The organism is Gibbsiella quercinecans, assembly GCF_002291425.1.
GTDB lineage: Bacteria > Pseudomonadota > Gammaproteobacteria > Enterobacterales > Enterobacteriaceae > Gibbsiella > Gibbsiella quercinecans.
In genome coordinates this window covers 1,152,931-1,170,352 of the sequence record NZ_CP014136.1, presented here as the reverse complement: position 1 = coordinate 1,170,352, position 17,422 = coordinate 1,152,931, and the positions used below count along the sequence as shown (strand labels likewise).

At 59.0% G+C, this 17,422-nt stretch carries 19 protein-coding genes; 11 read left to right on the top strand and 8 right to left on the bottom strand.

The window, feature by feature from the left end:
- Positions 1-30: 30 nt before the first annotated feature.
- The 3 genes from ACN28Q_RS05370 to modE form a co-directional block, all read right to left on the bottom strand.
- Complete coding sequence (locus ACN28Q_RS05370; protein ID WP_095845402.1) at positions 31-603, bottom strand: cysteine hydrolase family protein; 573 nt, start codon at positions 601-603, stop codon at positions 31-33.
- A 118-nt stretch (positions 604-721) separates the two neighbouring features.
- The gene (gene modF / locus ACN28Q_RS05365) at positions 722-2,194 is read right to left on the bottom strand and encodes a molybdate ABC transporter ATP-binding protein ModF (protein ID WP_095845401.1); all 1,473 of its coding nucleotides are present in this window, start codon (positions 2,192-2,194) and stop codon (positions 722-724) included.
- A 92-nt stretch (positions 2,195-2,286) separates the two neighbouring features.
- On the bottom strand, positions 2,287-3,078 hold the full coding sequence (gene modE, locus ACN28Q_RS05360; protein ID WP_095845400.1) for a molybdenum-dependent transcriptional regulator: 792 nt from the start codon (positions 3,076-3,078) through the stop codon (positions 2,287-2,289).
- Between the two features lie 174 nt (positions 3,079-3,252).
- Here modE and ACN28Q_RS05355 point away from each other — a divergent pair, with 174 nt between their 5' ends.
- The 4 genes from ACN28Q_RS05355 (at position 3,253) to modC (ending at position 6,165) form a co-directional block, all read left to right on the top strand.
- Positions 3,253-3,414 carry an AcrZ family multidrug efflux pump-associated protein gene (locus ACN28Q_RS05355; protein WP_095848924.1) on the top strand — a complete coding sequence of 54 codons (162 nt, stop codon included), beginning with the start codon at positions 3,253-3,255 and terminating at the stop codon, positions 3,412-3,414.
- Between the two features lie 179 nt (positions 3,415-3,593).
- The gene (gene modA, locus ACN28Q_RS05350; protein WP_095845399.1) at positions 3,594-4,364 is read left to right on the top strand and encodes a molybdate ABC transporter substrate-binding protein; all 771 of its coding nucleotides are present in this window, start codon (positions 3,594-3,596) and stop codon (positions 4,362-4,364) included.
- The gene (gene modB, locus ACN28Q_RS05345) at positions 4,364-5,053 is read left to right on the top strand and encodes a molybdate ABC transporter permease subunit (protein WP_095845398.1); all 690 of its coding nucleotides are present in this window, start codon (positions 4,364-4,366) and stop codon (positions 5,051-5,053) included. Before modA ends, modB begins: the two co-directional genes overlap by 1 nt.
- A 2-nt stretch (positions 5,054-5,055) precedes the next feature.
- Entirely contained in the window at positions 5,056-6,165 is a 1,110-nt protein-coding gene (gene modC / locus ACN28Q_RS05340; RefSeq protein ID WP_095845397.1) for a molybdenum ABC transporter ATP-binding protein ModC, read from the top strand.
- A 122-nt stretch (positions 6,166-6,287) separates the two neighbouring features.
- Here modC and ACN28Q_RS05335 read toward each other — a convergent pair whose 3' ends face one another.
- Together ACN28Q_RS05335 and ACN28Q_RS05330 are read right to left on the bottom strand one after the other, a co-directional pair.
- Positions 6,288-7,109 (bottom strand): pyridoxal phosphatase, encoded by an 822-nt coding sequence (locus ACN28Q_RS05335; RefSeq protein WP_095845396.1) that lies wholly within the window; start codon positions 7,107-7,109, stop codon positions 6,288-6,290.
- Between the two features lie 90 nt (positions 7,110-7,199).
- On the bottom strand, positions 7,200-8,756 hold the full coding sequence (locus ACN28Q_RS05330) for an L-lactate permease (protein WP_095845395.1): 1,557 nt from the start codon (positions 8,754-8,756) through the stop codon (positions 7,200-7,202).
- A 346-nt stretch (positions 8,757-9,102) separates the two neighbouring features.
- On the opposite strand from ACN28Q_RS05330, the gene pgl reads away from it, so the two are divergent.
- On the top strand, positions 9,103-10,098 hold the full coding sequence (pgl, locus tag ACN28Q_RS05325; RefSeq protein ID WP_095845394.1) for a 6-phosphogluconolactonase: 996 nt from the start codon (positions 9,103-9,105) through the stop codon (positions 10,096-10,098).
- 53 nt (positions 10,099-10,151) lie between these two features.
- Here pgl and ACN28Q_RS05320 read toward each other — a convergent pair whose 3' ends face one another.
- A complete protein-coding gene (locus tag ACN28Q_RS05320; RefSeq protein WP_095845393.1) occupies positions 10,152-10,634 on the bottom strand; it encodes a kinase inhibitor in 483 nt (160 codons plus the stop codon).
- 32 nt (positions 10,635-10,666) lie between these two features.
- A complete protein-coding gene (gene dmeF / locus ACN28Q_RS05315) occupies positions 10,667-11,566 on the bottom strand; it encodes a CDF family Co(II)/Ni(II) efflux transporter DmeF (protein WP_269467120.1) in 900 nt (299 codons plus the stop codon).
- Between the two features lie 142 nt (positions 11,567-11,708).
- On the opposite strand from dmeF, the gene ACN28Q_RS05310 reads away from it, so the two are divergent.
- Positions 11,709-11,984 carry a metal/formaldehyde-sensitive transcriptional repressor gene (locus ACN28Q_RS05310; RefSeq protein ID WP_095845391.1) on the top strand — a complete coding sequence of 92 codons (276 nt, stop codon included), beginning with the start codon at positions 11,709-11,711 and terminating at the stop codon, positions 11,982-11,984.
- A gap of 2 nt (positions 11,985-11,986) precedes the next feature.
- Positions 11,987-12,388, top strand: coding sequence for a YkvA family protein (locus ACN28Q_RS05305; RefSeq protein ID WP_095845390.1), 402 nt, complete (start codon positions 11,987-11,989; stop codon positions 12,386-12,388).
- Positions 12,389-12,415: 27 nt separating this feature from the next.
- Here ACN28Q_RS05305 and bioA read toward each other — a convergent pair whose 3' ends face one another.
- Positions 12,416-13,690 (bottom strand): adenosylmethionine--8-amino-7-oxononanoate transaminase, encoded by a 1,275-nt coding sequence (gene bioA / locus ACN28Q_RS05300; RefSeq protein WP_095845389.1) that lies wholly within the window; start codon positions 13,688-13,690, stop codon positions 12,416-12,418.
- 88 nt (positions 13,691-13,778) lie between these two features.
- Between bioA and bioB the strand changes: the two genes are divergently transcribed.
- The 4 genes from bioB to bioD are packed head-to-tail and all read left to right on the top strand — an operon-like array spanning position 13,779 to position 17,391.
- A complete protein-coding gene (bioB, locus tag ACN28Q_RS05295) occupies positions 13,779-14,816 on the top strand; it encodes a biotin synthase BioB (protein ID WP_095845388.1) in 1,038 nt (345 codons plus the stop codon).
- A complete protein-coding gene (gene bioF, locus ACN28Q_RS05290; protein WP_095845387.1) occupies positions 14,816-15,967 on the top strand; it encodes an 8-amino-7-oxononanoate synthase in 1,152 nt (383 codons plus the stop codon). The genes bioB and bioF overlap by 1 nt, the downstream gene beginning before the upstream one ends.
- Positions 15,951-16,718 (top strand): malonyl-ACP O-methyltransferase BioC, encoded by a 768-nt coding sequence (gene bioC, locus ACN28Q_RS05285; RefSeq protein ID WP_095845386.1) that lies wholly within the window; start codon positions 15,951-15,953, stop codon positions 16,716-16,718. The genes bioF and bioC overlap by 17 nt, the downstream gene beginning before the upstream one ends.
- Positions 16,711-17,391 carry a dethiobiotin synthase gene (gene bioD / locus ACN28Q_RS05280; protein ID WP_095845385.1) on the top strand — a complete coding sequence of 227 codons (681 nt, stop codon included), beginning with the start codon at positions 16,711-16,713 and terminating at the stop codon, positions 17,389-17,391. Before bioC ends, bioD begins: the two co-directional genes overlap by 8 nt.
- Positions 17,392-17,422: the final 31 nt, after the last annotated feature.

Below are 17,422 nucleotides of genomic sequence, written 5' to 3'. Positions count from 1 at the left end.
GCTTAACGCCCTGGCCGCCGGCCCGGGCGTTTATCCTTTCATCCAACGTTGCGACTGGCTGATATCCGCGAAGTTTTGCAACGTATCCAGGCTTTGCTGGTGCAGTTCCTGGGTGGGCGCCGCACATAAATCCTGTAACACAGACACTTTGAAACCGGCGTCATGCGCCTGGCGCACGCTGCTTTCGATCGCCAACGGAGTGCTGACGCCGGCTATCAGCAGGTGGTGGCAGCGCTGGCCGCGCAGCCAGGCCAAGAGATTGTTGCCGGCGAAGGCGCTGACAGCCTTTTTATCAAACAGCAGATCCTCCGGCTGCTGATCCAGCCCGTGCAGCCAATGGCAGCCGCCGTTGCTCAGGCGTAGCGCCCCGGTTTGCTTGAGGTGGTTAAACAGCGGCGAGTGCGGCGGCATATCGTGGTAGTCGTCGGCAAAGCCGGTGCGCACCCATATCACCGGGATCTTGCGCACGCGGGCATAGGCGGTGGCCACATTGATGTGGGCTATCAGATCCCGCGCCACGGCCTGCGGGTAGCAGTGATTGGCACGGCCTTTGGCGCCGGCAAAATCTTCAATAAGATCGACAACGATTAGCGCAGCGGACATGGCTTCTCCAAAAACGGTAATTCATCTTTTCATGATAAAAGGCCGCGCGGGATGTGCTGTAGCGAAGTGTTGCCGGATATGTCATCGGCTGCGCGGCATGGCCACGCAGCCTGAGCCGCTAAGCCAGTTGCTGGTGTTGGTAGCGGTAGTGCTCGCCATCGGGGATGAAGGCCAGGCGGTGGGTAATGCACTGCGGGGCATCTTCCGCATGGTGCGAGACAAACAGCAGTTGGGTGCTGCCCTGGCTTATCAGCACATCGACAAAGCGGCGCACCAACTGACGATTGAGCGGATCAAGCCCCTGCAACGGCTCGTCGAGGATCAGCAGCGCCGGGTGTTTGACCAGGGCGCGGGCGATCAGAACCAGGCGCTGTTGCCCCCAGGAAAGGCTGTGGAAGGGGGCATCCCCCTGGGTCTGGCTGAACCCCAGCAGCGCCAGCCATTGGCCCGCCAACTGGCGATGGCGATCGGACACCGCCTGATAGATACCGATCGAATCAAAGAAACCAGAGGTAATGACGTTGCGTACGCTGGCGCTGACGCGGTAGTCCAGATGCAGGCTGCTGCTGACGTAGCCGATGTGGCGTTTGATATCCCAGATGGTTTCACCGCTGCCGCGCCGGCGGCCGAACAGCGACAGATCGTTGCTGTAACCCTGCGGGTGATCGCCGGTGATCAGGCTGAGCAGGGTGGATTTCCCTGCGCCGTTCGGCCCGATAATTTGCCAGTGTTCACCGTGGTTCACCTGCCAATCCAGGTGGTTGAGGATCGGCCGTTCATTGTAGCTGACCACGCCGTCGCGCAGCACAATCAGCGGTTGATCCTGCGGCGGTTTGGTTTCCTGCGCTGGTGTTTCGGTTTCCGGCAGCGCCAGGCCGTCAAGGTGTTCACTGTGCGCCAACTGCGCCACCAGCGCTTCGGCCATAACCTCGGCGCGTGGGCCGGTGTTGGTCAGGGTGCAGTCCGCCAGCACGCCGACCTGCTGAACGAAATCCGGGATATCATCAAAGCGGTTCAGCACCAACACCAGCGTATAGCCCTGCTGCGACAGCGTGGCCAACAACGCCGCCAACTGCGCCCGTGAATTGACGTCCAGGCCGTCAAAGGGTTCATCCAGGATCAGCAAGTCCGGCTGTGGCATCAATGCACGGCACAGCAGCGTTTTACGGGTTTCACCGGTGGAAAGGTATTTGAAGCGGCGGGAGAGCAGGGCGCTGATGCCAAACTGTGCGGCCAACTGCGCGCAACGGGCCGCATCTTGCACCTCTTCCTGGATGATTTCGCTGCAGGTTCGGCCCGTGTCGTCTTCGCCGGGGCTGAGCATATCGGTGTTGTTGCGCTGCCATTCTTCGCTGACCAGCTTTTGCAGTTGTTCGAATGAAATGCGCACCACGCGATGAAAGGTGCTGTGCTGCTCGCCGTGCAGCAGCACCAGTTCGCCGGCCAGGGCGCGCGCCAGAGCAGACTTCCCACTGCCGTTGGCGCCGACAAACGCCCAACTGTCACCTGAATCAATGGTCAGCGCATCCAGCGCCAGCGTACGGGTATCACTAATGCGGAACGAACCTTGCGAAATCTGCAACGACGACATCAACTATTCCTTTTTATGCAATTTTATTCTTAGGAATAGGCGCTTCGGCCGGCGATGTCAATCGGCACGGGCGGCTTTTTACGCCGCCTGGGCTAGCACAGCGTGGCGATAATCACGCGATCGGCATTGAACAACGCGGTCACCGCCATGCCCGTGCTTAGCTGCAACTGCTGCAGTTCCTGATTGGTGAGCGTCGCGCACAGCGTTTCGCCGCCGGCCAGTTGCACCAGCACTTCACTGTGATCGGGGCCGGGCTGGATATGGCTTACGCAGCCCGGCAGATGATTATCCGCCGCGTGGGCTAATGCCGGATCGGTCGTCAGTTTCACCCAGGGCGCCTTGATCAACGCCAGCACTTCTTTGCCGGGGGCCAATTGCAGGCGGTTGGCGCTTTGCTCCGTGAGCGCGACGGCCAGGTGGGTTTTGCCATCGGCCAACAGCAGGTTGACGTGCTGCTGAACCTGGTGGTGATCGCGTTCGATAACCGTGCCGAAGAACTGGTTACGGGCGCTGGTTTGCAGGGAAAAACGGGAGATGGCCGCCAACAGACTATCCAGCGGCAGCTCATCCTGGCGCAGCACGTCGAACGCTTTTTGCTGGATCTGCGCCAGCAGATCGTAGAGCTGGATTAACCGCTGGCCGTAGTGGGTGACCTGCGCGCCGCCGCCGCCTTTGCCGCCGGTTACGCTTTCCACCACCGGGTGATCCGCCAGTTGGTTCATTTCATTAATCGCATCCCAGGCGCTTTTATAGCTGATGCCTGCCAGTTTGGCGCCCTGGCTGATGGAGCCGGAGTTCAGCACCTGTTTGAGCAGCGCGATACGCCGTGGATCGGCAAAGAGCTTTTGCTGAAGTTTAATGGTGAGGAGGATTTCGGCCTGCATAACACATCCTGTTGACTCAAAAGCGTTATTGTCGCTGATTTGGCGTTAACAACCAAATGAGCACGTTTGGCAGATGATAAATTTCACCTGGGCCTTAAAATGACCACGTTTTACCTGTATTTTAGTGTAGAAACCAGAGACGGTTGTTTAAATCAGCAGTTAAGCGAGGCTACGATGCTGGAACTATTAAAAAGTCTGTTATTCGCCGTGGTAATGGTGCCGGTTGTGATGGCCATTATCCTTGGCCTGATCTATGGCCTGGGTGAGGTTTTCAACGTGTTGTCTAAAGTGGGCCATTCAAGCGAAAAATCTAGCCAGGCCACACAGCAAAAATAACCGCTCCGCGGCACCGCCAGTTTAGGGCATTACGGTGCCTTTTTTTCACCCATCCGCCCTCGCCCTACGTGCGTTCTTTGTGCCACTTCGCAAAAGCCAATCACTCTCTTTACACCCAACGCTATAGTCTTCATTATACAGCGTAGAATGTGTTCATTTATTAATTGGCGGAGAAAACAATGAAAAAGCAATGGACCAAATGGATCGGCGGTATGGTGTTGGCTTCCGGCATGGTGATGCAGGCGTCGGCGGCGGATAAAATCACGGTATTTGCAGCGGCTTCGCTGACCAATGCGCTGCAGGATATCGCGACACAGTATCAGCATGGCAAGGATGTGCAGGTTGTTTCTTCTTTCGCTTCTTCTTCCACGCTGGCGCGCCAGATTGAACAAGGCGCGCCGGCCGATATGTTTATCTCAGCCGATCAGCAGTGGATGGATTACGCCATTGATAAACAGCAAATGGTGAAAGAAACCCGTTACACCCTGTTGGGCAATGAGCTGGTGCTGATCGCCGCACAAGACAGCAAACAGGACAAACTGACCATTTCCAAACAGACGGACTGGACCAAACTGCTTAACGGCAGCCGCCTGGCGGTGGGCGATCCGGATCACGTGCCGGCGGGTATCTATGCCAAAGAAGCGTTAGGTAATCTTGGTGCCTGGGCGGTGCTGGAGCCTAAACTGGCGCGCGCCAATAACGTGCGCAGCGCGATGGCGCTGGTGGAGCGTGGTGAAGCGCCGCTAGGCATCGTCTACGGTTCCGATGCCGTTGCCAGCAACAAGGTGAAAGTCGTCGGCGTCTTCCCGGAAGACAGCCACAAGCCGGTTGAATACCCAATGGCGATTGTTAAGGATCGCCAGATCCCTGCCGTCACCGCGTTCTATGACTACCTGAAGGGCCCGGAAGCGGCCGTCGTGTTTAAAAAATATGGCTTTACCCCACGCTAATGATGCTGAGCGAGTATGAGTGGCAGGCGGTTGAACTGAGCCTCAAAGTCTCGGTGGTGGCGGTGATCGGCAGTTTGCCACTGGGCATATTGATGGCCTGGATCCTGGTGCGCTGCCGGTTCCCTGGGAAATCGCTGCTGGACAGCGTGATTCATCTGCCGTTGGTGCTGCCGCCGGTGGTGATCGGCTATTTACTGCTGGTCGCCATGGGGCGGCGCGGCGTGATCGGCGAATGGCTGTATGACTGGTTCGGCTTTAGCTTCAGTTTTAGCTGGCGCGGCGCCGCACTGGCTTCGGCGGTGGTGGCGTTTCCGCTGATGGTGCGTGCCATCCGGCTGGCGTTGGAGGCGATCGATACCCGTTTGGAGCAGGCGGCGCGCACGCTGGGCGCCAACCCATGGCGGGTGTTTTTCACTATTACGCTGCCGCTCTCCCTGCCGGGTATTATTGTCGGCGTGGTGCTGGCCTTTGCCCGTTCGCTGGGGGAGTTTGGCGCCACCATTACCTTCGTTTCCAACATTCCGGGGGAAACCCGCACTATTCCGCTGGCGATGTATACCCTGATTGAAACGCCGGGAGCGGAAGCGGCAGCGGCGCGCCTGTGCGTGATAGCCATCGTGCTTTCCCTGGCTTCTTTGTTGATATCCGAATGGCTGTCCCGCTGGGGCCGTAAGCGGTTAGGGGTGTAGTCATGCTGGAACTGGATTTTTCGCAACGGCTTGGCGATCTTGATCTGCAGGTGAAAGCCAACCTGCCGGCGCACGGGATCACGGCCATTTTTGGGTTGTCCGGCGCCGGCAAGACCTCGCTGATTAACGCCGTCGGCGGCCTGACGCGGCCGCAACGCGGGCGCATTGTGCTCAATGGCCGGGTGTTGTTGGATACCGCCGCCGGGCTATGTTTGCCGCCGGAAAAACGCCGCATCGGCTATGTTTTTCAGGATGCCCGCCTGTTCCCGCACTATCGGGTGCGCGGTAATTTGCAATATGGCATGGCTGCGGCTATGCGCAGCCAGTTTGATGCCATCGTCGAGCTGCTGGGGATTGCGCCGCTGTTGAACCGCCTGCCGATGACGTTGTCCGGCGGTGAAAAACAGCGCGTGGCGATTGGCCGGGCGCTGCTGACCGCGCCAGAGGTGCTGTTGATGGACGAGCCGCTGGCATCGCTTGATCAGCCGCGCAAGCGTGAGCTGTTGCCCTATCTGGAACGGCTGGCGCAGGATGTGAAGATCCCGATTCTCTACGTCAGCCACAGCATGGAAGAAATTCTGCGCCTTGCCGAACAGGTGATGGTGCTGGATCAGGGAAAAGTGCGTGCGTTTGGCGCACTGGAAGACGTCTGGGCCAGCAGCGTACTGCGGCCGTGGCTGCAACAAGCGGATCAAAGCAGCGTGCTGAATGTTCGCGTTATGGAGCACCATTCCCACTATGCGATGACTGCGTTGGGGGTTGGGGATTATCCCTTATGGGTGGGGCGCATTCAGGCGCCGGTTGGCACGGCGTTACGCGTCCGTGTTGATTCTTCCGATGTTTCTTTGGTGCTGCAGCCCCCGGTGAACAGCAGTATTCGCAATGTGCTGCCGGCGCAGGTGCTTGAATGTCTGGATGTGGACGAGCAGGTGGAGGTGAAGCTGGCCGTGGGGGATAACGTACTCTGGGCGCGGATCACACCATGGGCGCGCGATGAACTGGCGATCCAGCCGGGGATGAAGCTGTATGCACAGGTGAAAAGCGTGGCGATTAGTCGCGAACGGCCTCACCCTCACCCCAACCCTCTCCCGCAGGGAGAGGGAGCAGCCTGAGTTGGGTTTGTGTTCCGGGCTTAAATCTCGTTCTCTGTAAACATGTGCGTATAGATAGACGGAGGATCTTCTCCGCGGAAGCAGAGAAGATCAACGTATAAGAGATAGCGGGGAAGAGAGCTTTATGCCAGAACTCGGGTGCGGATCACGTCGGCGATGCCTGGCTGCAGATGATCGGCGATCACCAAATCGGCGCGTTCCTTGATGGCATCATCCGCGTTGCCCATTGCGACGCCAAGCCCGGCCGTTTCCAGCATGCTCAGATCGTTATAGTTATCGCCGAACGCCACAACCTGATCCATGCTCAAACCCTGGGATTCTACCCACTGGCGCAGGCGCTTGCCTTTGCTGTTGCCGCTTTTGGCGACGTCCACCTGATCGTGCCATGACCATTCGCAGGCCAGCCCCAGCTCTTTCTCAACCGTTTCGGCAAAGGTGCGCAAGGCCGGGATATCATTATGCGAGGTAGCGAACTTCCAGATCGCCTGCGCGTCGTCGGTTGCCTGCATCAGGCTGTCAACTTGCAGCAACGTTGGGCGATGCGCCGTTGGCAGGGTTTCGGCCCAGGCCAGCGAACGGGTGACGTGGCCGGTTTCTTCCTGATACAGCATGGCATCGTCCACATACATCAGCCCGTGGATGCGGCTCTGCTTAAGCAACTGCAACACCTGCTGCGCCTGCGCTTTTGGCAGCGGATCGGCATCCAGCACCTTTTGCTGATGGATATCGTAGAGGTAGGTGCCGTTGCAGCAAATAGCCGGGGTATCAAGCTGTAACGCATGGTAGAACGGATAGATTGCCACGTGGTGGCGGCCGGTCACCACCACCACTTTAATCCCGGCAGCCTGTGCTGCCGCCAGCGCTTCAAGCGACTGAGGCAAGATCCGTTTTTGTTTGTCCAACAGGGTGCCGTCCAAATCGAGGGCAATAACGCGATAGCTCATAGCGTGTCTCATTAATTGTCAGCGAAATAATCAACCGATGGTACACCGTCTCACCCCCGGATAAAACCGTAATACCCGCCGCGCTTTCCGCTATGCCATAAACAGGTAATACACCAGGCCCACCTTCAGGCCGAGAATAATGATATAGGCTGCGCAGTACTTCAGGGTGCCGGCCATGATGGCGCTGCCCTGGCCTTCCATACGCGTGGCGGAAACGGCAATGGCGATACTCTGTGGGGAGATCATTTTGCCGCCGGTTGCGCCAGAGGTGTTGGCCGCCGCCAGCCACAGCGGATCGACATGCAGTTTTTCCGCCGCCGCGGTTTGCAGTTTGCCGAACAGCACGTTGGAGTTGGTGTCGCTCCCGGTGACAAAGGTGCCCAGCGCGCCGATGACCGGCGCGATAAACAGATAAGCGCCGCCGGTGGTGTTAACCATGGTTTGCGCCAGCGTAGCGATAACCCCACTGACGTCCATCACGGTGGCCATCGCTACGATCGCGGTAATGGCGATGATGGAGTTCTTCAACTGTTTTACGGTGCCCCAAAAGGTCTTGAGCATGTCAGGCAGAGACGCGCCCTGGATAAAACCGCCCAACAGGGTCGCGATGATAATCAGTACCCCAGGCGTGGCGATCCAGTCGATTTTGAGCTTGAGCGCACCGCCGTTGGCCAACGGCAACGCCAGGCTGGAGGCCACCTGCGCCACGGCGCTTTTGATGCCGGGGAACAGCGGTGAGCACAGCAGGATAAAGACGAAAATCAGCAGGTAAATGGCGCAGGCCTGCAGCAGTTGGGGCAGGGTATAGTGGGGGCGGGCAGATAATGCCGTGTTGGCGATGCGGTAGGCGTCGTCAACCGCCGCGCCCTTGCGCCTTTTGGCCAACAGCGCGACGGCCAGCAGGCTCACCAGGCTGCCAGCGAACGCCGGCAGTTCGGCTCCCAGGTGAACTGCAACGAAATACTGTGGGATCAGGGTGGTGATACCGCACAGCAAGGTGATGCCAAATACGCCGTGGATGGCTTTAACCCCGCCGCCGATGATCGCGACGATCACAAAAGGCAGCAAAATATTAAATAACGCCAGTTGGGCGATAATCGTTCCGCCCAGCGCGGTGACCGGTAGATTGACCTGCTCGGCCAGAATAGAAACCGGGATACCTACCGCGCCAAACGCGGTTGGCACCGTGTTGGCCACCAGCGAGGCGATGGCGGCTTTAAGCGGGTTGAACCCGAGCGCGATCAAAATCCCGATCGGGATCGCCACCGCCGTGCCGTAACCGGCGGCCGCTTCCAGAAAGCCGCCGAAGCACCAGGAAATCAGCAGCACCTGAATACGCTTATCATCACTGATGCTGGCCAGTACATCCCGCAGTACGTCCATGCTGCGTGTTTTCAGCATCAGGTTGTAGCTGTAAATCGCCCCCAGGATCACGATGATAATCGGCCACAGCCCTTTGATGAAACCGTAGATAACCGCCGATGTCAGGGTTTGCAACGGGGTGTGCCAGAAAAAGGCGGCCACACCTAAAGAAAGCAGGAGGGTAACAATAACGGCGTAGTGGATAGGTGTCTTGACCTTAAGAATTAAAAATATCATGACTAAAAGCGGGGAAACCCCCAGCAGAAACTGCAGATATTCTTGCATAAAGCTCCCTAACTGCGCAGGCGAAAAATTATTAGTATGATGATTTAACCGGTTGTTTTTGTAGCGTGAAAATAGGTTCAAATCAGGGGGCTGGATCGCTTCAGGGGAAAAAATGCAAAAAAAGACGCATTTTTAAAAAAATATTTATCAAGAATATTATTTATCTTTTATTAATAACTTTGATGAATTTTCGGGTTATTTAACCGAGAGCAAGCGGGTAAATAAATTGGCTATAAACGCCGCAATGCGCACGCACACCGATAGCCGACGGCCGGCGCCTGAGGTAAGCTAAGGAAAACCGCAAAAATGAAACCGGTTTCTCTTTTACCCTGTTCAAGGAGCCCAAATGAAGCAAATCGTTTATGTCGCCAGCCCGGAAAGCCAGCAGATTCACGTATGGCAATTGGATGATGCCGGTGCGTTGGCACTGCTGCAGACCGTTGACGTACCCGGGCAGGTGCAGCCGATCGCCATTCATCCGGACAAACGCTATCTGTACGTTGGCGTCCGCCCCGCCTTTGGCGTGGTGAGCTACCGTATCGATGAGGACGGCAGGCTGCAGGAGGCCGGGATGGCGCCGTTGCCGGGTGGGCCGACGCATATTTCCACCGATTTGCAGGGGCGTTATTTGTTCTCGGTTTCATACAGCGGCAACTGTGCCAGCGTCAGCCCGATCGGCGAAGATGGCGTTGTGGCCGCGCCGCTGCAGGAAATCAACGGTTTGACGGCGCCGCACTCGGCGAATATCGATCCGACCAACCAACTGGTGCTGATCCCGTGCCTGAAGGAAGACCGCATTCGCCTGTTTGATCTGAGCCCACAGGGGCAACTGGCGCCCCATAGCCAGCCAGAGATCGACGCTGCCAGCGGCGCCGGCCCACGCCACATGGCTTTCCATCCCAATCAACGTTATGCGTATTGCGTTAATGAACTGGACAGCACGGTGGATGTGCTGGCGATCGGCGAAGACGGCAAAAAATACACCACGGTGCAGACGCTCGACGTTATGCCCGCGGATTTCAGCGGCACCCGTTGGGCGGCGGATATCCACATCACGCCGGATGGCCGCTTCCTGTATACCAGCGATCGCACCGCCAGCATTCTGACGATTTTCCGCGTGGCGCAAGACGGCAGCGCGCTGAGCGTCGTCGGGCACCACCCTACGGAACAGCAGCCGCGCGGCTTTAATATCGATCACAGTGGGCGCTATGTGATTTCCGCCGGGCAGCAGTCCGATCATATTGCGGTCTATGCGATTAATAGCGCGGATGGCACATTGAAAACGCTGGCGCGTTACCCGGTGGGTAAAGGCCCGATGTGGGTAAGCATTCTGGCGCAGTAAAGCGGTAAGATTGAGGGCGCAACGCCGTTGCGCCCTGATTATTATTCGCGGGGTTAGCTGTAGATTACCGTCAGTGCCGCACTGCCCAGCGTATGGAAGTGCACGTTAAAGCCTACCAGAGCGCCGCTTGAACCTTCATCAACGTCAATGTGATCGACATCCAGCGCGTATACCGTGAACTGGTAGCGGTGGCTTTCGCCCTGTGGCGGCGCTGCGCCGCCATAGCCGGCTTTACCGAAGTCGGTGCGGCCCTGCACTGCACCCGCTGGCAGCCCCGGTTTGCCCGAGCCGGCCCCTTGCGGCAGCTCACGCACGTCGGCCGGGATATTGGCGACGGTCCAGTGCCACCAGCCGGAACCGGTCGGCGCATCGGGATCGTAAGCGGTGATCACAAAACTTTTAGTGCCTTCCGGCGCCCCATCCCAGGCCAGGTGCGGCGAAAGGTTCTCGCCCTGATAGCCCATGCCATTGAACACCTGCTTTTCAGGCATTTTGGCGCCGTCTTGCAGATCATTACTGTACAAACGAAAAGCCATGATGACTCCTGGTTGTCGAGAAAAGCGAACTCTTAAACTAGATCGTTTTGCCTGAACAATACAACCGTTGGCGTTGGGTGGCTGATTTCCACCGTGATATGCACCAACGCATTGTGCGCGCGCAGCAATTGGCGCACGCGTTCGGGCGTGAGAGTAGCATCTGGGCTGCTTAGCGCCAATATGCAGTGATATTTCCCTTTGCCGATGCGGCCCAGGTGCAGATCGGTCAGGGTTAATCTATAGCCGGAGTGGGCCAGCGTGTCTTTAATCTCCTCAACCAGCGGGTTATCCATTTCGGCATCCAGCAGGATCTTTCCCGTTTCACGCAGCAGGCTATAGGCCCAAGCGGCAACCAACCCGGCACCGACGATCCCGATCAGTGGATCAAGCCAGGCGGCGCCCCATAGCAGGCCGCCCACCAGCGCCAGAATGGCCAGCACCGAGGTGGCGGCGTCGGCCAGCACGTGCAAATAGGCCGAGCGCAGGTTGAGATCTTCGCCGTGGCCGTGATGATGCCCATGCCCATGCCCGTGATCCGGCGTCGCGCGCAACAGCCAGGCGCAAATCAGGTTAACCGCCAGCCCGGCAACGCCAATGGCGATGGCTTCACTGTAGTGGATCGGCGTTGGCGTGAAGAGGCGTTCGACAGACTGGAACAGCATCAACACGGCAACTACTACCAGCAGAACCGCGCTGGTATAGCCTGCCAGCACTTCGATTTTCCAGGTGCCGAGGCTGAAGCGGCGGTTATTCGCCAACCTGCGGGCGGCAGTATAGGCCAACACGGAAAGCCCCATTGCCAGCGCGTGTGAACTCATGTGCCAACCGTCCGCCAGCAGTGCCATCGAGTTGAACAACCAGCCGCAGACAATCTCAATGACCATCATCGCCGCGGTGAGGATGGCCGCCCAACGGGTGTGCTTTTCTGCCAATGGATTCCCATCGTCAAAAATGTGATTATGTTGTGGCCGGACGGTTAATGTGGATGAAGGCATAATGACAAGTCCCTACGTCATGGGTGAATGATAAATTATACTATACCCCAGTATAGTAGTTAACAAACGGAAATCGTTTATGAGCCATACGATCAAAGATCAAAAGAAGCTATTGGCGCGGGTGCGTCGCATCAAAGGGCAGGCTGATGCGCTGGAGCGCGCATTGGAGAGCGGGAGTGAATGTTCTGAGATCCTGCAACAAATTGCGGCGGTACGCGGCGCGGTCAATGGCTTGATGGCTCAGGTATTGGAAGGGCACGTGCGCAATCATCTGGCGGCGGAAGACGCAACGCCCCAGCAGCGCGAGCAGGACGTTGAACAACTGATGTCCGTTTTACGCACTTATATGAAATAACCATGATCTCTTTTAAAAAACGTTCGCCTTGGTTTGGCTGGCTGCGCCGCTGGGCCAACGGCATCAAACGCGACATTTATGCATTGTGGTTGGCCGCGCGCGATCGGCGCACGCCCTGGTATGCCAAACTTATCGCCCTGTTGGTGGCGGGTTATGCCGTATCGCCTATCGATCTGATCCCGGATTTTATCCCGGTATTCGGCTATCTGGACGACGTGATCCTAGTGCCGCTCGGCATCATGCTGGCGGTGCGTCTTATCCCGAAACCATTGATGCAAGAGTTTCGCGCCAGGGCGCAAAAGCGTATGGATAACCCGACCGGCCGCCTGGCGATGGTGGTGATTATTGCGCTATGGATCCTGTGCCTGGTTTGGCTGGCCCGTTACTTGAACCAGCATTGGTAGCGCCAGGCCCCGGGCGGGGCCTGGCCGTCAACGTACGGCTTCGGCAACCGCGGCCGTGAGCCGGCTGAGCTGTTCGAGCTGAATGATATAGGGCGGCATCAGGTAGATGAGCTTGCCGAACGGCCTGATCCACACACCGCGCGCGACAAAGCCTTTCTGCAACTGCGCCACATCCACCGCATCATGCATCTCAACCACGCCGATGGCGCCCAGTACGCGCACGTCGGCCACTTTCGGCATGTGCGCCAGCGGCAACAACTGCTGTTTCAGCTGCGTTTCGATCGCTGCAACCTGCTGCTGCCAATGGTTCTCCGCCAGTAAATCCAGGCTGGCGCAAGCCACCGCGCACGCCAGCGGGTTGCCCATAAAGGTTGGCCCGTGCATAAAACAGCCCGCCGCGCCGTTGCTGATGGTTTCCGCCACCTGTCTGCTGGTCAGGGTGGCGGATAACGTCATGTAGCCGCCAGTCAGTGCCTTGCCCAGGCACAGAATATCCGGCACCACCGCAGCGTGTTCGCAGGCGAACAGCGTGCCGGTGCGGCCAAAGCCGGTGGCGATTTCATCGGCAATCAATAGCACCTGATAGCGATCGCACAGTTCGCGCACGCGTTGTAAGTAGGTGGGGTGGTAGATACGCATGCCGCCGGCGCCTTGCACTACCGGCTCCAGAATCACGGCGGCAATCTCGCCGGCATGCTGTTCCAGCAGTTGTTTAAACGGGGTGATGTCCTGCTCATCCCAAACGCCGCCGAACCGGCTCTGTGGCGCGCGTGCAAACAGATGCGGCGCCAGATAGCCCTGATACAGGCTATGCATGGAGTTATCCGGATCGCACACCGACATGGCGCCCAGCGTGTCGCCGTGGTAGCCATGGCGCAGCGTCAGGAAGCGCTGCCGGCGTTCGCCTTTCGCCTGCCAATACTGCAAGGCCATTTTCATTGCCACTTCTACCGCCACCGAGCCGGAATCCGCCAGGAATACGCATTCCAGCCGTTCGGGCGTCATCGCCACCAATTTTTGGCACAACGCAATCGCGCTTGGATGGGTAATACCGCCAAACATCACGTGCGCCATTTTTTCCAATTGCTGGCAGGCGGCCTGGTTCAGGCGCGGGTGGTTATAGCCGTGGATTGCCGCCCACCAGGATGACATGCCGTCTACCAGGCGCCGACCGTCGGCCAACTGCAGCTCTACGCCGCTGGCGGCTTCCACCGGGTAGCAGGGTAATGGATGGCTCATTGAGGTGTAGGGGTGCCAGATGTGGCGCCGATCAAATTCGAGCGCCGAAGGGGATAGCGACATACTTGTAAACCAATTTGATTACCGAATGGTTGACAGTATATCCACAATATTTAAACTGACGAGACTTTTTTATTTTGGAGACGCCATAATGGCTGACCGCATTCACTGGACCGTAGGGCGTGCCCAAGCCCTGTTTGAAAAACCTTTGCTTGAGCTGTTGTTTGAAGCGCAAACCGTGCACCGCCAGCACTTCGACCCGCGCCAGGTGCAGGTGAGCACGCTGTTGTCGATCAAAACCGGCGCCTGCCCGGAAGACTGCAAATATTGCCCGCAAAGCTCGCGTTACAAGACCGGGCTGGAAGCCGAGCGCCTGATGCAGGTGGAACAGGTGCTGGTTTCGGCGCGCAAGGCCAAAGCCGCCGGGTCCACCCGTTTTTGCATGGGCGCCGCCTGGAAAAACCCGCACGAGCGCGATATGCCCTACCTGCAGCAAATGGTGCAGGGCGTGAAGGCCATGGGGCTGGAAACCTGCATGACGCTGGGCACCCTGAATAACGATCAGGCGGAGCGGCTGGCGGAGGCCGGGCTGGATTATTACAACCACAACCTGGACACTTCGCCGGAATTCTACGGCAACATCATCACCACCCGCAGCTATCAGGAGCGCCTGGACACGCTGGAAAAAGTGCGTGAAGCCGGTATCAAAGTCTGCTCCGGCGGCATTGTCGGGCTGGGGGAGACGGTGCGCGATCGCGCCGGCCTGCTGGTGCAGTTGGCCAATCTGCCCAAGCCACCGGAAAGCGTGCCGATCAACATGCTGGTGAAGGTCAAGGGCACGCCGCTGGCGGATAACGAAGACGTTGATCCGTTTGATTTTATCCGCACCATCGCCGTGGCGCGCATTATGATGCCGTCTTCCTACGTGCGGCTGTCCGCCGGGCGTGAACAGATGAATGAACAGACTCAGGCTATGTGCTTTATGGCCGGCGCCAACTCCATATTCTACGGTTGCAAGCTGCTGACTACGCCAAACCCGGAAGAAGACAAAGACCTGCAGCTGTTCCGCAAGCTGGGGCTGAACCCACAGCAAACCGAAACCGAGCACGGCGATAATCAACAGCAGCAGGTGCTGGCGAGGCAGTTGCTGAATGCCGATACGGCTGAATATTACAACGCGGCGCTATAATGGACTGGCAGCAGCGTATTGCCCAGGGGCTGGAAGCGCGGCGGCAAGCCGCTGCCTATCGCAGCCGGCAGGTTAACCAGGGGGGGAATGGCCGCCTGATTCAGCTTAACGGCGAACATTACCTCAATTTCTCCGGTAATGATTACCTCGGCCTGAGCCAGGATGAGGCGGTTATCGCCGCTTGGCAGCAGGGCGCGCGGCGCTATGGCGTAGGCAGCGGCGGCTCCGGCCACGTGACCGGCTATAGCGAAGCCCATTACGCGCTGGAGCAGCAGCTTGCAGCATGGCTTGGCTACCCGCGCGCGCTGTTGTTCATTTCCGGCTATGCGGCCAATCAGGCGTTGCTGGCGGCGTTGATGCAGGCGGACGATCGCATTTTGGCGGATAAGCTGAGCCATGCCTCGTTAATGGAAGCGGCTGCTCACTCACCTGCGCAACTGCGGCGCTTTCACCACAACCAGCCCGCGGCGCTGGCGGCGTTGCTGGATAAACCCTGCGGCGGCCAGACGCTGGCGGTGACCGAAGGGGTATTCAGCATGGACGGCGACAGCGCGCCGCTGGCTGAATTGCACCGTTTAACCCGGCGGGCAGGCGCCTGGCTGATGGTTGACGACGCGCACGGCATCGGCGTGTGCGGCGAGCAGGGCCGAGGCAGTTGCTGGCAGCAGGGGGTGCGGCCGGAAGTGTTGGTGGCGACCTTCGGCAAAGCGTTCGGCGTCAGCGGCGCCGCAGTGCTGTGCGACGAACCGCTGGCCGAGTACCTGTTGCAGTTTGCTCGCCACCTGATTTACAGCACCGCCATGCCGCCGGCACAGGCCTGCGCGCTGCAGGCGGCGTTGCAGCGTATCCAGCAGGGTGATGCGTTGCGCGCGCGCCTTCAGGCGCATATTCAACGCTTCCGCGCCGGTGTGGCGGGCATGCCGCTCACGCTCACCGATTCGCAAACCGCTATCCAGCCGCTGCTGGTGGGGGATAACCAGCGGGCGCTCGATCTGGCCCAGCGCCTGCGGGCGCAAGGCCTGTGGGTGAGCGCCATCCGCCCGCCAACGGTACCGCCGGGCGGCGCGCGGCTGCGCATCACCCTGACGGCGGCGCACCAGCCACAGGATATCGATCGCCTGCTGGAGGTGTTGCATGCCGTCAGCGTTTGACGCCGTCAATAAACTGGCGGTCGCTTCGGCCTTCAGCCGCGCCGCCGGCAGCTACGACGCCGCGGCTGTCTTGCAGCGCAGCGTTGGTGAACGCTTACTGGGGATGGGGGCGGCGCACGCCGGCCGCCACGTATTGGATGCCGGCTGCGGCACCGGCTATTTCAGTCGCCACTGGCGCGAACAGGGGAAACGGGTCACCGCGCTCGATCTGGCCCCCGGCATGCTGGCTTACGCCCGCCAACAACAGGCGGCCGACGATTACCTGCTGGGGGATATCGAACACATCCCGTTGCCGGACGCCGCGGTGGATATCTGCTTCAGCAGCCTGGTGATGCAATGGTGCGCCAGCCTGCCGCAGGCGCTGGCGGAGCTGTATCGGGTCACCCGTCCCGGCGGGGTGATCCTATTTTCCACCCTGGCGCAAGGTTCTCTGTATGAACTGGGGGACGCCTGGCAACTGGTGGACGGCGAGCGCCACGTGAATGATTTTCTGCCGCTGACGCAGATAGGCGCCGCCTGCGGTACCTATCGCCATCAGTTGCAGGCTGCCTGGCACACCCTGGACTACCCGGATGTCATAGCGCTGATGCGCTCATTGAAAGGCATCGGCGCGACGCACCTGCACGGCGGGCGCGGGGCCGGGCTGCTTTCCCGCCGGCGGCTGGCTGCATTGCAGGCCTCTTACCCTCGCCAGCACGGGCAGTTTCCGCTCAGTTATCATTTAGCCTATGGAGTCATTTATCGTGATTAAGCGTTGGTTTATCACCGGGACGGATACTGAAGTGGGGAAAACCGTGGCCAGCAGCGCGCTGCTGCAGGCGGCGAACCAGCAAGGGTACCGCAGCGCGGGCTATAAGCCGGTGGCTTCCGGCAGCGTGATGACGGCGCAGGGGCTGCGTAACGATGATGCGTTGGCGCTGCAGGCCAACAGCAGCGTCACGCTGGATTATAGCGAAGTGAACCCTTACACCTTCGCCGAGCCGACGTCGCCGCACATCGTCAGCGCCGCTGAAGCGCGGCCAATCGATCCGGCACATTTATCCGCCGGGCTGCGTCATCTGGAGCAACGCGCAGACTGGCTGCTGGTTGAAGGGGCTGGCGGTTGGTTCACCCCGCTGTCGGAAAGCTATACCTTTGCTGATTGGGTAAAAGCGGAACGGCTACCGGTGATTTTGGTGGTGGGCGTTAAACTGGGTTGCATCAACCATGCGGTGTTGACCGCACAGGCCATTACGCAGGCGGGGTTAACATTGGCCGGTTGGATTGCGAATGATGTGGTGGCGCCTGGGGTTCGTCATCAGGAATACCTGGCAACTCTGCGCCGCATGCTGGCTGCGCCGCTGTTGGGGGAAATCCCGCATTTGCCGCAGATTGAGCGCCAGCCGCTTGGCCAGTATCTTGATTTAGGGGCGTTGCCGGCCTGAACCGTAATAGCAGGGCGCAGCGTACACGTTG

Coding starts and splice junctions, on each gene's coding strand:
- ACN28Q_RS05370 (WP_095845402.1), bottom strand. CDS start 603: ATGTCCGCTGCGCTAATCGTTGTCGATCTTATTGAAGATTTTGCCGGC.
- modF (WP_095845401.1), bottom strand. CDS start 2,194: ATGTCGTCGTTGCAGATTTCGCAAGGTTCGTTCCGCATTAGTGATACC.
- modE (WP_095845400.1), bottom strand. CDS start 3,078: ATGCAGGCCGAAATCCTCCTCACCATTAAACTTCAGCAAAAGCTCTTT.
- ACN28Q_RS05355 (WP_095848924.1), top strand. CDS start 3,253: ATGCTGGAACTATTAAAAAGTCTGTTATTCGCCGTGGTAATGGTGCCG.
- modA (WP_095845399.1), top strand. CDS start 3,594: ATGAAAAAGCAATGGACCAAATGGATCGGCGGTATGGTGTTGGCTTCC.
- modB (WP_095845398.1), top strand. CDS start 4,364: ATGATGCTGAGCGAGTATGAGTGGCAGGCGGTTGAACTGAGCCTCAAA.
- modC (WP_095845397.1), top strand. CDS start 5,056: ATGCTGGAACTGGATTTTTCGCAACGGCTTGGCGATCTTGATCTGCAG.
- ACN28Q_RS05335 (WP_095845396.1), bottom strand. CDS start 7,109: ATGAGCTATCGCGTTATTGCCCTCGATTTGGACGGCACCCTGTTGGAC.
- ACN28Q_RS05330 (WP_095845395.1), bottom strand. CDS start 8,756: ATGCAAGAATATCTGCAGTTTCTGCTGGGGGTTTCCCCGCTTTTAGTC.
- pgl (WP_095845394.1), top strand. CDS start 9,103: ATGAAGCAAATCGTTTATGTCGCCAGCCCGGAAAGCCAGCAGATTCAC.
- ACN28Q_RS05320 (WP_095845393.1), bottom strand. CDS start 10,634: ATGGCTTTTCGTTTGTACAGTAATGATCTGCAAGACGGCGCCAAAATG.
- ACN28Q_RS05310 (WP_095845391.1), top strand. CDS start 11,709: ATGAGCCATACGATCAAAGATCAAAAGAAGCTATTGGCGCGGGTGCGT.
- ACN28Q_RS05305 (WP_095845390.1), top strand. CDS start 11,987: ATGATCTCTTTTAAAAAACGTTCGCCTTGGTTTGGCTGGCTGCGCCGC.
- bioA (WP_095845389.1), bottom strand. CDS start 13,690: ATGTCGCTATCCCCTTCGGCGCTCGAATTTGATCGGCGCCACATCTGG.
- bioB (WP_095845388.1), top strand. CDS start 13,779: ATGGCTGACCGCATTCACTGGACCGTAGGGCGTGCCCAAGCCCTGTTT.
- bioF (WP_095845387.1), top strand. CDS start 14,816: ATGGACTGGCAGCAGCGTATTGCCCAGGGGCTGGAAGCGCGGCGGCAA.
- bioC (WP_095845386.1), top strand. CDS start 15,951: ATGCCGTCAGCGTTTGACGCCGTCAATAAACTGGCGGTCGCTTCGGCC.